7 protein-coding genes are annotated in these 13621 nt (G+C 72.6%); 5 read left to right on the forward strand and 2 right to left on the reverse strand.

Annotated elements, in window-relative coordinates; all coding sequences use genetic code 11:
- Nucleotides 1-60 precede the first annotated feature (60 nt).
- Nucleotides 61-2610, reverse strand: a complete 2550-nt coding sequence (gene glgP, locus ASG36_RS15235; protein WP_055765651.1) for an alpha-glucan family phosphorylase — start codon at nt 2608-2610, stop codon at nt 61-63.
- Nucleotides 2611-2720: 110 nt separating this feature from the next.
- Here glgP and ASG36_RS15240 point away from each other — a divergent pair, with 110 nt between their 5' ends.
- The 5 genes from ASG36_RS15240 (at nt 2721) to ASG36_RS15260 (ending at nt 12351) form a co-directional block, all read left to right on the forward strand.
- Nucleotides 2721-4724, forward strand: coding sequence for an alpha-1,4-glucan--maltose-1-phosphate maltosyltransferase (locus ASG36_RS15240; RefSeq protein ID WP_055765655.1), 2004 nt, complete (start codon nt 2721-2723; stop codon nt 4722-4724).
- A gap of 53 nt (nt 4725-4777) precedes the next feature.
- Nucleotides 4778-6607, forward strand: a complete 1830-nt coding sequence (gene treS / locus ASG36_RS15245; RefSeq protein ID WP_055765657.1) for a maltose alpha-D-glucosyltransferase — start codon at nt 4778-4780, stop codon at nt 6605-6607.
- Nucleotides 6604-7971 (forward strand): hypothetical protein, encoded by a 1368-nt coding sequence (locus tag ASG36_RS15250; RefSeq protein WP_055765660.1) that lies wholly within the window; start codon nt 6604-6606, stop codon nt 7969-7971. The genes treS and ASG36_RS15250 overlap by 4 nt, the downstream gene beginning before the upstream one ends.
- Before the next feature lie 55 nt (nt 7972-8026).
- Nucleotides 8027-10783, forward strand: coding sequence for a 1,4-alpha-glucan branching protein GlgB (gene glgB, locus ASG36_RS15255; RefSeq protein ID WP_082523181.1), 2757 nt, complete (start codon nt 8027-8029; stop codon nt 10781-10783).
- A gap of 167 nt (nt 10784-10950) precedes the next feature.
- Nucleotides 10951-12351 (forward strand): neutral zinc metallopeptidase, encoded by a 1401-nt coding sequence (locus ASG36_RS15260; protein WP_055765663.1) that lies wholly within the window; start codon nt 10951-10953, stop codon nt 12349-12351.
- Nucleotides 12352-12363: 12 nt separating this feature from the next.
- Here ASG36_RS15260 and ASG36_RS15265 read toward each other — a convergent pair whose 3' ends face one another.
- Nucleotides 12364-13347: a tetratricopeptide repeat protein gene (locus ASG36_RS15265; RefSeq protein ID WP_082523182.1), complete on the reverse strand. Its 984-nt coding sequence runs from the start codon at nt 13345-13347 to the stop codon at nt 12364-12366.
- Nucleotides 13348-13621 lie beyond the last annotated feature (274 nt).

Genomic DNA, 13621 nt, shown 5'->3' on the forward strand with positions numbered 1-13621 from the left:
CCGCCGTGCCGGTGAGGGAGAGACCCGTGCGTGTCGCCGGTCTCTCCCTCACCGTGAGGCTCAGGCGTTGCTGACCACGCCCAGCTCGGCGGGGTCGGCCAGGTGCTCCGAGTGCGGGAGCACCCGGACGGTGTAGCCGAAGGCGCCGGTGCGCTCCAGCGGCACCGTCGAGGTGAACCAGTGCCGGGAGCCCTCGGTGGCCTCGTGGGTCATCGCCACGGTGGTCACCTCGTGCAGTCCGTCGGTGTCGTCGACCCGGCCGTAGGCGGCCTGCACCTGGACGTCGGCCGGCACCAGGCCCGGCAGCTCCACCTCGGCCCGCAGGTCGATGGTCGAGCCGATCTCCGGGGTGTCCCCCACCCCGGTGGCCTCCACGTGGGCCACCCGGACGCTGCCCCAGTTGCCCAGCAGGTGCGCCCGCCAGGCCGCCTGGTCACGGGCCACGGCGTAGCCGCCCTCGGCCAGCGCCCGGCTGCTGCGCGCGGCCGGGACGTACAGCTGCTGCACGTAGTCGGCGACCATCCGGCTGGCCAGCACCTTGGGGCCGAGGTCCTTGAGGGTGTGCTTGACCATCTCGACCCAGCGGGTGGGCACGCCGTCCCGGTCGGTCTCGTAGAACCGGGGCAGCACCTGCCGGTCGAGCAGGTCGTAGATGGCCTGGGCCTCGACGTCGTCCCGCCGGTCGGCGTCCGCGACGCCGTCGGCGGTGGGGATCGCCCAGCCGTTCTGGCCGTCGAACCACTCGTCCCACCACCCGTCCTTGATGGACAGGTTGAGCCCGCCGTTGAGCGCGGACTTCATCCCCGAGGTGCCGCAGGCCTCCAGCGGCCGCAGCGGGTTGTTCAGCCAGACGTCGCAGCCCCAGTAGAGGTACCGGGCCATGCCGATGTCGTAGCCGGGCAGGAACGCGATCCGGTGCCGGATCTCCGGGTCGTCGGCGAACTTCACCATCTGCTGGATGAGCTGCTTGCCGCCGTCGTCGGCCGGGTGGCTCTTGCCGGCGATGACCAGCTGGATCGGCCGCTCGGGGTCCAGCAGGAGGGCCTTGAGCCGCGCGGGGTCGCGCAGCATGAGGGTCAGTCGCTTGTAGGAGGGCACCCGGCGGGCGAACCCGATGGTCAGCACGTCGGGGTCGAACACCGAGTCGGTCCAGCCGACCTCGGCCTCCGACGCCCCGCGGGACAGCGCGGTCTCCCGCACCCGGCGACGCACCTCGTCGACCAGCCGGCCGCGCAGCAGCCGTCGCGTCGTCCACAGGTCACCGGGGTCGATCCGGTCGACCCCGTCGAACCGGACCGGTCCGGTGACGTCGACCGGGTCGCCCTGGCTGGTCCGCTGGGTGCCCAGCTCGACCAGCTCGCGCGCGGTCCAGGTCGGGGCGTGCACGCCGTTGGTGATCGAGGAGATCGGGACGTCGTCCTCGTCGAAGCCGGCCCACAGGTCACCGAACATGCCGCGGCTGACGTGCCCGTGCAGCTCGCTGACGCCGTTGGCCCGCTGGCCCAGCCGCAGGCCCATGTGCGCCATGTTGAACTTCGAGGCGTCCTCCTCGGCGCCCAGCGGCAGCAGCTCGTGCACCGGGACGCCGAAGCCCGGGAAGTAGCGCTCGATGAGCGCCCGCGGGAAGCGGTCGATGCCGGCCGGGACCGGGGTGTGCGTGGTGAAGACGGTGCCGCCGCGCACGGCCTGCAGCGCCTCGGCGAAGGACAGCCCGTGGGACTCGGTGAGCTCGCGGATGCGCTCCACGCCCTGGAAGCCGGCGTGGCCCTCGTTGGCGTGGAAGACCTCGGGCTGCGGGGTGCCGGTGAGGGAGCAGAACGCGCGGACGGCGCGCACGCCGCCGATGCCCAGCAGCATCTCCTGGCGCAGCCGGTGGTCCTCACCGCCGCCGTAGAGCCGGTCGGTGACCCCGCGCTCGGCCGGGGCGTTCTCCTCGATGTCGCTGTCGAGCAGGAGGAGGGAGACCCGGCCGACCTGGGCGCGCCAGACGTGCGCGTGCAGGGTGCGGCCCTCGGGCAGCGGCACGGTGATGACGACCGCGGCACCCTCGGCATCGCGCAGGAGCTTCACCGGCAGGCCGTGGGGGTCCAGGGCCGGGTAGTGCTCCAGCTGCCAGCCGTCGGCCGACAGCCCCTGGGAGAAGTAGCCGGCCCGGTAGAGCAGCCCGACGCCGATCAGCGGGAGGCCCAGGTCGGAGGCGGCCTTGAGGTGGTCCCCGGCCAGGATGCCCAGCCCGCCGGAGTACTGCGGCAGCACCTCGGTGATGCCGAACTCGGCGGAGAAGTAGGCGATCGACCCGGGCGCGTCGGCGCCCAGGGACTGGTACCAGTGCGGGGCGTCCAGGTACTCCTGCAGGTCGTCGCTGACGTCGGAGAGCCGACGCAGGAACTTGCGGTCCCGGGAGAGCTCGGCCAGCCGCTGCGCGGAGACCTCGCCGAGCACCCGGACGGGGTCGTTGCCGCAGGTGCGCCACAGCTCGGGGTCCAGCGTCTCGAACAGGTCGCGGGTCTCCGGGTGCCAGGACCAGCGGAGGTTCATCACCAACGTGGAGAGCGGGGCCAGTGCCTCGGGGAGGGAGGCTCGGACGGTGAGTCGACGGAGGGCTCGCACGACGCCGACCCTAGCGGCCCCGGGCGGTCTCACCGAGCCCTGCGTCACACTCTCCCGGGCCCTGGACCGCCGACGTGCCGCGGCTCCCGCACGCCGATAGCGTGACGCCGATGACTGGCCGCGCTGATCTCCGTCTCGGCATCACCGATGTCGCCCCCGTCGTGTCCTGCGGGTCGTTCTCGTCCCGCGCCGTGGTCGGCGAGCACGTGCCGATCACCGCCACCGTGTTCCGCGAGGGGCACGACGCCGTGGCGGCCAACGTGGTCTGGAACCCCCCGGCCACCCCCGGCAAGCGGGCCACCCGCCCGCCGCTGGTGCGGATGGCCCCCTTCGGCCCCGAGCCCGACCGATGGACCGCGACCGTCGTCCCCGACCGGGAGGGCCTGTGGACCTACCAGGTCGAGGCCTGGGACGACCCGATCGCGACCTGGCACCACGCCGTCGAGGTCAAGGTCGAGGCCGGCCAGGGGGCCGAGGACCTCGCCAACGACCTCGAGGAGGGCGCCCTTCTCCTCGACGAGGTGCAGAAGACGGTGCCCCGCGAGCACCGCAGCGCCGTGGCCGCGGCCGCCGTCGCGCTGCGCGACACCTCCCTGGAGCTCACCGCCCGGCTCTCCCCCGCGCTGGCGTCCTCGATGACCGAGCTCCTGCACGCCCACCCGGTGCGCCGGCTGGTCACCCGCTCCCCCCGCTACGAGGTCTGGGTCGACCGGGTCCGAGCGCTCTACGGCTCCTGGTACGAGTTCTTCCCGCGCTCCGAGGGCCCCGTCGTCGCCGGCCGGCCCACGCACGGCACGTTCGCCCAGGCGGCCGAGCGGCTCCCCGCGATCGCCGGGATGGGCTTCGACGTGGTCTACCTGCCCCCGATCCACCCGATCGGCACGGTCAACCGCAAGGGCAAGAACAACACCCTCACCACCGAGGACGGCGACGTCGGCTCCCCGTGGGCCATCGGCAGCGCCGACGGCGGCCACGACGCCGTGCACCCCGAGCTCGGCACGATGGCCGACTTCGAGGCCTTCGTCGCCCGCACCCGTGAGCTGGGCATGGAGGTGGCGCTGGACTTCGCGCTGCAGGCCGCGCCCGACCACCCGTGGGTGACCAGCAACCCGGAGTGGTTCACCACCAAGCCCGACGGCACCATCGCCTACGCGGAGAACCCGCCGAAGAAGTACCAGGACATCTACCCGATCAACTTCGACAACGACCCGGCCGGCATCTACGCCGAGGCGCTGCGGGTGCTGCGGGTCTGGATCGCCGCCGGGGTGAAGGTGTTCCGGGTCGACAACCCGCACACCAAGGCGCTGAACTTCTGGCACTGGGTGATCTGGGAGGTCAAGAAGACCGACCCCGACGTGCTGTTCCTGGCCGAGGCGTTCACCCGCCCGGCGATGATGCACCAGCTGGCCCGGGTCGGCTTCACCCAGAGCTACAGCTACTTCACCTGGCGCACCGAGAAGCAGGAGATCGAGGAGTACGGCCGTGACCTGGCCGGGACCGCGCACTACATGCGGCCCAACTTCTTCGTCAACACCCCGGACATCCTGCACGCGTCGCTGCAGTTCGGCGGCCCGCCGATGTTCAAGATCCGGGCCGTGCTGGCCGCGCTGATGAGCCCCACCTGGGGCGTCTACTCCGGCTTCGAGCTCTTCGAGCACGTCGCGCTCAAGCCGGGCAGCGAGGAGTACCTGGACACCGAGAAGTTCCAGCTCCGGCCCCGTGACTACGCCGCCGCCGAGGCCCAGGGCCGCTCGCTGGCGCCCTACCTCACGATGCTCAACCGGGTCCGCCGCGAGCACCCCGCGCTGCAGCAGCTGCGCACGCTGACCTTCCACCCGGTCGACAACGAGAACCTGCTCTGCTTCTCCAAGACCGACCCGGGCTCCGACGACGCCGTGCTCGTGGTCGTCTCGCTGTCCAGCCAGCACACCCAGGTCGGCACCACGGCCCTGGACCTGTCGGCGCTGGGGATGGACTGGAGCGACCGGTTCACCGTGGTCGACCAGGTCACCGGCGACGAGTACGAGTGGGGCCAGTTCAACTACGTCGAGCTGGACCCCTACCGCGAGCCCGCGCACGTCTTCGCCGTCCGCCGGCACACCCCGTTCGGCTGACCGCGACCCCCGACAGCCACCCCAGACACCCAGAGTCGAGGACCGACCTCCCCATGACCGTGCCCGTCCCCAACGCCGCCCGACCGGGTCTCCCCGCCCCCGGCGCCGATCCGGAGTGGTACAAGCGCGCCGTCTTCTACGAGGTGCTCGTCCGCGGCTTCGCCGACAGCAACGGCGACGGCATCGGCGACCTGCGCGGGATGATCGGCAAGCTGGACTACCTGCAGTGGCTCGGCGTCGACTGCATCTGGCTGCCCCCGTTCTTCGCCTCCCCGCTGCGCGACGGCGGCTACGACGTCGCCGACTACACCGCGGTGCTCCCCGAGTTCGGCGACATCGACGACTTCACCGAGCTGGTCGCCCAGGCTCACGGCCGCGGCATGCGCGTGATCATCGACTTCGTCATGAACCACACCTCGGACCAGCACCCGTGGTTCCAGGCCAGCCGCAACGACCCGGAGGGTCCCTACGGGGACTTCTACGTGTGGAGCGACGACGACACCGAGTACGCCGACGCCCGGATCATCTTCGTCGACACCGAGGTGTCGAACTGGACCTTCGACCCGGTGCGCAAGCAGTACTTCTGGCACCGGTTCTTCAGCCACCAGCCCGACCTGAACTTCGAGAACCCGAAGGTGCAGGAGGCGATCGTCGACGCCCTGCGGTTCTGGCTGGACCTGGGCATCGACGGCTTCCGGCTGGACGCCGTGCCCTACCTCTTCGAGGAGGAGGGCACCAACTGCGAGAACCTCCCGAAGACCCACGAGTTCCTCAAGCACGTCCGCCGGGTGGTCGACGCCGAGTACCCCGACCGGGTCATGCTCTGCGAGGCCAACCAGTGGCCCGCCGACGTCGTCGAGTACTTCGGCGAGGACGGCGACGAGTGCCAGATGGCCTTCCACTTCCCGGTCATGCCGCGGTTGTTCATGGCCGTGCGCCGGGAGCAGCGCTTCCCGATCTCGGAGATCATGGCCCAGACGCCGGCCATCCCGGACAACTGCCAGTGGGGCATCTTCCTGCGCAACCACGACGAGCTGACCCTGGAGATGGTCACCGACGAGGAGCGCGACTACATGTGGGGGGAGTACGCCCAGGACCCCCGGATGAAGGCCAACATCGGCATCCGCCGCCGGCTGGCCCCGCTGCTGGACAACGACCTGGACACCCTCGAGCTGTTCACCGCCCTGCTGCTGTCGCTGCCCGGCTCGCCGGTCATGTACTACGGCGACGAGATCGGCATGGGCGACAACATCTGGCTCGGTGACCGCGACGGCGTCCGCACCCCGATGCAGTGGAGCCCCGACCGCAACGGCGGGTTCTCCACCGCCGACCCCCAGCGGATGCACCTGCCGCTGATCGCCGACCCGGTGTACGGCTACCAGGTCACCAACGTCGAGGGCCAGCTGCGCAACTCCAACTCGCTGCTGCACTGGACCCGCACGCTGATCTCGGTGCGCAAGGAGCACCCGACCTTCGGCGTCGGGAGCTTCACCGAGATCGGCTCGCGCAACCCGACGGTGCTGTCCTTCGTCCGCGAGTTCGGCGACGACGTCGTGCTCTGCGTGAACAACCTGTCCCGCTTCCCGCAGCCGGTGGAGCTCGACCTGCGCCGCTTCGAGGGGTACGTGCCGGTCGAGCTGACCGGGCGGGTGGAGTTCCCCGAGATCGGGGTGCTGCCCTACATGCTCACCCTGGCCGGGCACGGCTTCTACTGGTTCGAGCTGTCCAAGCCCACCGCCGCGGCCACCGCGGAGGACGACGAGGCCTGGGAGACCGCCACCAGCTCCAGCGTGGCCCAGAACCTGCTCGACGCCGGCATCGTCGGCTCGGTCGACGACGCCCCCGGTGGCAGCGGCGGCCTCGGCCTGGAGGGGACCCGATGAGCGCACTGACCGACCTGCTGACCGAGTGGATGCCGCACCAGCGCTGGTTCAGCGGCAAGGGCCGCGAGTGGGCCGGCGTCACCGAGGACGGCTTCTTCCTCGACGAGAGCACCCCCGCGCTCTCGGTGCACCGGGTCCGGGTGGCCTACGCCGACGGCGCCGAGGAGCTCTACCTCGTGCCGCTGTCGTGGCGGGACACCCCGGCCGAGGACCTCGAGCACGCCTTCGTGGGCTCGATCGGCGGCGCCGGCGGGGAGAGCTACGCCTACGACGCGATGCGTGACCGGGAGGCCACCGTCCCGTGGCTGACCCACCTGGTGGCCGCCTCCACCGTGGGGCCGATGCACTTCCACCCGGCCGGGGTCGCCTACATCCCCGAGGGCCTGCCCGGTGACGTGATCTCCACCGAGCAGTCCAACACCTCCCTGGTGTTCGGCGAGACGGCGATCATGAAGCTCTTCCGTCGGCTCGAGCCGGGGCTGAACCCCGACGTCGAGGTGCACGAGGCGCTGCGCCGCACCGAGAACCCGCACATCGCCCCGCTGCTGGGCCACGTGGAGATCGACGACCCGGTCGCCGGCACGGAGCCTGCGACGGTGGCGTTCCTGCAGTTCTTCGTGCCCAACGCCAGCGACGGCTGGCGGCTGGCCACCTCCAGCGTGCGTGACCTCTACGCCGAGGCCGACCTGCACGCCGACGAGGTGGGCGGGGACTTCGCCGGGGAGGCCGAGCGGCTGGGCGAGGCCACCGCCAGCGTGCACCGCGACCTGGCCGCGGTGCTCCCGTCCGCGCCCGCCGCCCCGGGCTGGTACGCCGAGCTGGCGGCCCAGCTGACCGCCCGGCTGGACGCTGCCACCGCGATCGTCCCCGAGCTCGCCGAGCACGCCGAGGGGCTGCGCGCCCTCTACGCCGACGTCGCCGCGGCCACCGAGCCGGTGACCGTCCAGCGGGTGCACGGCGACCTGCACCTGGGGCAGGTGCTGCGCACGACCACCGGCTGGATCGTGCTGGACTTCGAGGGCGAGCCGGCCCGTTCGCTGGCCAGCCGCCGGGAGCCGGACTCCCCGCTGCGCGACGTCGCCGGGATGCTCCGCTCCTTCGACTACGCGGCCAAGCACATGCTCGTGGAGCAGTCCGACGACCCGCAGCGCGCGTACCGCGCGCAGGAGTGGGCAGAGCGCAACCGGAGCGCCTTCTGCGCCGGGTACGCCGCAGCCAGCGGCACCGACCCGGCCGCGTCGGCGCTGCTGCGGGCCTTCGAGGCGGACAAGGCGGTCTACGAGTGCGTCTACGAGGCGCGCAACCGGCCGCACTGGCTCATGATCCCGCTCAGCTCGCTGGCCCGGCTGGCGACCGACGGATGAGGTCTCGGCGCACCGGGGACGGCCCCCCACCCTGCACACGACGGACGGAGCGACGATGACCACCCAGGACGACCCGCAGGACCCGCTCGACCCCCAGGACCTGCAGCGCGCGGTCGAGGAGAAGACCAAGGCCTTCCAGGAGGAGCTCGAGCAGGCCGAGCGCGACCGGCCGAGCAACCCGGGCCAGGGCATCACCGCCGTCCCGGTCATCGCGCCGGCCCCGATCGCCGAGCCCGGCAACCCCTCGGCACCCTCGGCCCCCCAGCCCGAGGCCCCGGACGGCGACCCGGCCGAGGTCTCGCACCCCGAGCCCCGCGAGGACGGCCGGCAGGCCGGCACGGGCGGTGACTCCCCGGCCGAGACCACCGAGATCAGCCCGGCCTCCACCAGCCCGGACGTGGACGACGCCCCGGCTGCCGAGCCCACCTCGCTGGCGTCCGCGGGACGCACCCGCACCCCCCCGCCCCCGGTCAGCACCCCGCCGGTGCCGGTCGGTGAGGACGAGCCGGGTCGGCACGCCGCCGTCATCGGCACGCCGGCGGCTCCCGCCAGCGGTGCGACGGTCTACGACACCCCCGAGCAGGCCCCGCCGGTCGAGCTGGCCCCGGTCAGCGACCCGCAGCCCGGCACCGGCACCTCGGTCGACGGCGAGGCCCTGCGGGCCGTGGTCGAGGGCTGGTCGCACGACCCGCACGGCCTGCTCGGCGCCCACCAGGCCGGCACCGGCTGGGCGGTGCGCACGCTGCGCCCGGACGCGGTGTCCGTCGCCGTCCTCGACGAGGACGGCAGCCGGTACGAGGCCGTCCAGCTGCACGGCGGCGGCGTCTACGAGGCGTCGCTCCCCCGCCAGCCGGGCGACTACCGCGTGGAGGTCGTCTACGGCGACGGGGACGGCGGCACGACCACCGTCACCGCCGACGACCCCTACCGCTGGCTGCCGACCCTGGGCGAGGTCGACCAGCACCTGATCCGCGAGGGCCGGCACGAGCGGCTCTGGGAGGTGCTGGGCGCGCACCTGCGCTCCTACGACACCGCCCGCGGCACCGTCACCGGTGCCTCCTTCGCCGTCTGGGCCCCGAACGCCCGCGGCGTCAAGGTGACCGGCGACTTCGACTGGTGGCAGGCCCGCGCGCTCCCGATGCGCTCGCTGGGCTCCTCCGGCGTGTGGGAGCTGTTCGTCCCCGGCGTCGAGGTCGGCCAGCGCTACCGCTTCCACGTCCTGGGGTCCGACGGGGTCTGGCGGGAGAAGAGCGACCCGATGGCCTTCGCCACCGAGGTCCCGCCGCTGAACGCCTCGGTGGTCACCGAGTCCCGGTACGAGTGGTCCGACGACGCCTGGCTCGCCGACCGCGCCGAGGGCAACTGGCACGAGCGGCCGATCAGCGCCTACGAGGTGCACGTCGCGTCGTGGAAGCAGGGCCTGTCCTACCGCCAGCTCGCCGACGAGCTCGTCGAGTACGCGGTGCACGCCGGCTTCACCCACCTGGAGTTCATGCCGGTCGCCGAGCACCCCTTCGGCGGTTCCTGGGGCTACCAGGTCACCTCCTACTTCGCGCCCTCGGCCCGCTTCGGCGTCCCCGACGACTTCCGCTACCTGGTCGACAAGGCCCACCAGGCCGGCCTCGGCGTGCTCATCGACTGGGTGCCCGCGCACTTCCCCAAGGACGAGTGGGCGCTGGGCCGCTTCGACGGCACCTCGCTCTACGAGCACGGCGACCCCCAGCGCGGCGAGCAGCTGGACTGGGGCACCTACGTCTTCGACTTCGGCCGGTCCGAGGTCCGCAACTTCCTGGTCGCCAACGCCCTCTACTGGCTCAAGGAGTTCCACGTCGACGGCCTGCGCGTGGACGCCGTGGCCTCGATGCTCTACCTGGACTACTCCCGCGAGGAGGGCCAGTGGACGCCGAACGTGCACGGCGGCCGGGAGAACCTCGAGGCCGTGGCGTTCCTGCAGGAGATGAACGCGACGGTCTACCGCGAGGTCCCCGGGGTCATGACCATCGCCGAGGAGTCGACCGCGTGGCCGGGCGTCACCCGGCCCACCTACCTGGGCGGCCTGGGCTTCGGCTTCAAGTGGAACATGGGCTGGATGCACGACTCGCTCGGCTACGTCGAGAAGCAGCCCGTGCACCGCGTCTACCACCACAACCAGCTGACCTTCTCCCTGGTCTACGCCTACAGCGAGAACTACGTGCTGCCGATCAGCCACGACGAGGTCGTGTACGGCAAGGGCTCCCTGCTGCGGAAGATGCCCGGGGACCGCTGGCAGCAGCTGGCCAACCTGCGCGCCTACCTCGCCTACATGTGGGCCCACCCGGGCAAGCAGCTGCTCTTCATGGGCCAGGAGTTCGCCCAGGACGGCGAGTGGGCCGAGTCCCGGTCGCTGGACTGGTGGCACCTCGACGACCCGGCGCACCGGGGGGTGCTGTCGTTGGTGTCGGACCTGAACGGCCGGTACACCCAGAACGAGGCGCTCTGGAGCCAGGACGTCGACCCGGCCGGCTTCCAGTGGATCGACGCCAACGACGCGGCGGGCAACGTGCTGAGCTTCCTGCGCTACGGCAAGGGTGGGCAGGCACTGGCGTGCGTGGCGAACTTCGCCGGGCAGCCGCACGAGGGCTACCGCATCGGGCTGCCGCGGGGCGGGCGCTGGCGTGAGGTGCTGAACACCGACGCCGAGGCCTACGGCGGTTCCGGGGTCGGCAACCTGGGCGGTGTGGACGCCGTCGCCGAGCCGTGGCACGGCCAGCCCTTCTCGGCGACGCTCTCCGCGCCGCCGCTGGGCACCGTCTGGTTCCTGCACGAGGACTGAGCACCTGCGCCCACGGCCCGCCCTCCCGTCCGGACGGCGGGCCGTGGCACGTCCCGGGTTCCCCCACCCGGGTGTCCCGGCACCGCGCCTCGATGCGGGCCGGGGGCGACTCGGCCATGATGGGCGGGCCGCCCGGCCCCCTGCCGGTCCGACGAGAACGGGGAACCATGTCCACGTCGTCCCGCCCGGTGGGCGCCGCTGTCGGCGGTCTGACCCTGGCGCTCGTCCTGTCGGGCTGCGCCGCGTCGATCGTCCCCGGTCAGGCCTCCTCCGCCGAGCCCGCGGTCGTGGACGTGTCCCAGGCCGAGTTCGAGATCTACGGCGCCGGCGACGGCCCGGCCGACGTCACCGCCCGCAACGCCTTCGCCGACCTGAACACCTTCTGGGGGCAGGTCTACCCCGAGGTCTACGGCGAGGACTTCCCCCAGCTCACCGGCGGGTACTTCTCGGTCGACCCGGGTGACTTCGACCCCTCGCAGTACCCGAACGGCGCCGAGCTCCCCTGCGACGCGGGTCCGGCCGACGTGGAGCAGAACGCCTTCTACTGCCCGCCGGAGGCCCCCGGGGGCGACGCGATCGCCTACGACCGGGTCTTCATGCAGGAGCTCTACGACACCTACGGGCGGTTCCTGCCCGCGCTGGTCATGGCGCACGAGTTCGGCCACGCCATCCAGGGCCGCGAGGGCTACCCGGCCGACGACACCTCGATCAACACCGAGACCCAGGCCGACTGCTTCGCCGGCGCCTGGACCCGCTGGGTCTCCGAGGGCAACGCCGCGCACGAGACCATCCGGGCACCCGACCTCGACGACCTGCTCCGCGGGTACATCGTCGTCCGCGACCCGGTGGGCACCGGCGTCGAGGAGGACGGCGCCCACGGCTCCTACTTCGACCGGGTGTCGGCCATCCAGCAGGGCTTCGACGGCGGGGTCGCCTCCTGCCGCGACGGCTTCGAGGACGACCGCCGGTTCACCCAGGGCGAGTTCCAGACCGACGAGGAGGCCCAGTCCGGCGGCAACGCCTCGCCCGAGGAGGTCACCAGCCTGATCGAGTCCGCGCTCCCGGAGTACTACGAGGACTCCTTCCCCGAGGACCTCGGCGCCGACTTCAGCGCGCCCACCATCGAGGCGTTCGAGGGCACCGCCCCGGAGTGCGAGGGCGTCTCCCCCGACGCGAACGTCTACTACTGCGCCGCCGACGACACCGTCGGCTACGACACCGTCGACCTGGCCGACCCGGCCTACAGCGACATCGGGGACTACGCCGTGCTGACCGCGGTCGCCATCCCCTACGGCCTGGCGGCCCGGGAGCAGCGTGGGCTGTCCACCGACGACCAGGACGCGATCCGGTCGGCGGCCTGCCAAGCCGGCGCGTTCTCCGGTGCGGTGCTGAACGCCGAGGTCCCCAGCATCACCATCTCCCCCGGGGACTTCGACGAGGCCGTGCAGTTCCTGCTGACCTACGGCACCGACCGGACGGTGTTCCCCGACGTCGGGCTCAGCGGGTTCCAGCTCGTCGACGTCTTCCGCACCGGCTACCTGCAGGGCCTCACCAGCTGCGGGCTGTGAGGCCCCGCCCGCTCAGAAGAGCGCGGCAGACAACTGGCGGCGAGCGGCCCCCACCCGGGGGTCCTCGTCGCCGACCACGCTGAACAGCTCGACCAGGTGCACCCGGGCTGCGTCCCGGTCCTCACCGGCGGTGCGACGGACGACGTCCAGCAGCCGGGCGAAGGCCCCGTCGACGTCCCCGGTTCCCAGCAGGAAGTCCGCGGCCCGGGTCTGCGCGGCCACGTCGTCGGGGGCGGCGTCGGCCTCGGCCAGCGCGTTCGGGCCGGCCTCCTCGGCCCGCCGGAACAGCTGCACCTGCTTGATCGCCAGCGAGGCGACCGGGTGCGCGGGCTCGGCGTCGAGGACCTGCTGGTAGGCGGCCTCGGCAGCAGCCAGGTCGCCACGGTCCAGCGCCGCCTCGGCGGCGTCCAGGCGGGGGTCCTCGGGCTCCTCGGGCTCAGTGCCCTCGGCACCCTCGGGCAGCCCGCCACCGGTGGTGGCGCCGACCAGCTCGGTGAAGAACTGGCGGGCCTGGTCCTCGGGGATGGCGCCGGTGAACTCGGCGACCAGCTGGCCCTGCCAGACCGCCTTGACCGCGGGGATGCCCTGCACCTTGAGGCCCTGGGCCAGATTGGGGTTGGCGTCCACGTCGACCTTGGCCAGCACCCACGCGCCGCCACCCTCGACGGCGAGCTTCTCCAGCACCGGGGAGAGCTGCTTGCAGGGCCCGCACCACTCGGCCCACAGGTCCAGCACGACCGGGACCTGGAACGAGCGGTCGATCACCTCGGTCTGGAAGGTGGCCTCGTCGACGTCGACCACGGCACCGCCGGGGGCACCGGCCGGGGCGGTCGCGCTCGGCGGCGGGGCGGCCGCGGCGCGGGCGGCAGCGTCCGAGCGGGCCTTCACCGCGGCCAGGTCGACGGCACCGGCCAGCGAGGCGGCCATCTGCGCCTGCTGCGCCGCGGCGCGCGGGTCGGAGGACGGACCGGGGCGGGCAGGGCGGTTCGGCTGCATCCCCCGATCATCCCACCGCCGGGTCGGCCACGCCGAGGGCCGCCCACCCTGGTGACACCGGTCACCCCGGAACCGCCCCAGCCCCCGGTTGCGCGCCTCTGACCTGCACGGGAGCACGACCGGGAGGGCTCCCGGCGGGTTTGCGGTCCTCCCCCCTCGTCTGTCTACGGTGTGGCTCGCCGTCACCGGCAACCGCCACCCGCACCGGGTCGCACCGGGACGGCACCGCCGGTCGAGCCGGAGGGCCCGTGGGGCTGCCGCCGAGCGCCCCTGC

It is taken from the genome of Geodermatophilus sp. Leaf369 (assembly GCF_001424455.1).
Classification (GTDB): domain Bacteria; phylum Actinomycetota; class Actinomycetes; order Mycobacteriales; family Geodermatophilaceae; genus Klenkia.

Excerpts from the sequence above, each read along its gene's own strand:
- ASG36_RS15250 (WP_055765660.1), top strand. The coding sequence starts at position 6,604 with ATGAGCGCACTGACCGACCTGCTGACCGAGTGGATGCCGCACCAGCGC.
- ASG36_RS15260 (WP_055765663.1), top strand. The coding sequence starts at position 10,951 with ATGTCCACGTCGTCCCGCCCGGTGGGCGCCGCTGTCGGCGGTCTGACC.
- ASG36_RS15265 (WP_082523182.1), bottom strand. The coding sequence starts at position 13,347 with ATGCAGCCGAACCGCCCTGCCCGCCCCGGTCCGTCCTCCGACCCGCGC.
- treS (WP_055765657.1), top strand. The coding sequence starts at position 4,778 with ATGACCGTGCCCGTCCCCAACGCCGCCCGACCGGGTCTCCCCGCCCCC.
- ASG36_RS15240 (WP_055765655.1), top strand. The coding sequence starts at position 2,721 with ATGACTGGCCGCGCTGATCTCCGTCTCGGCATCACCGATGTCGCCCCC.
- glgB (WP_082523181.1), top strand. The coding sequence starts at position 8,027 with ATGACCACCCAGGACGACCCGCAGGACCCGCTCGACCCCCAGGACCTG.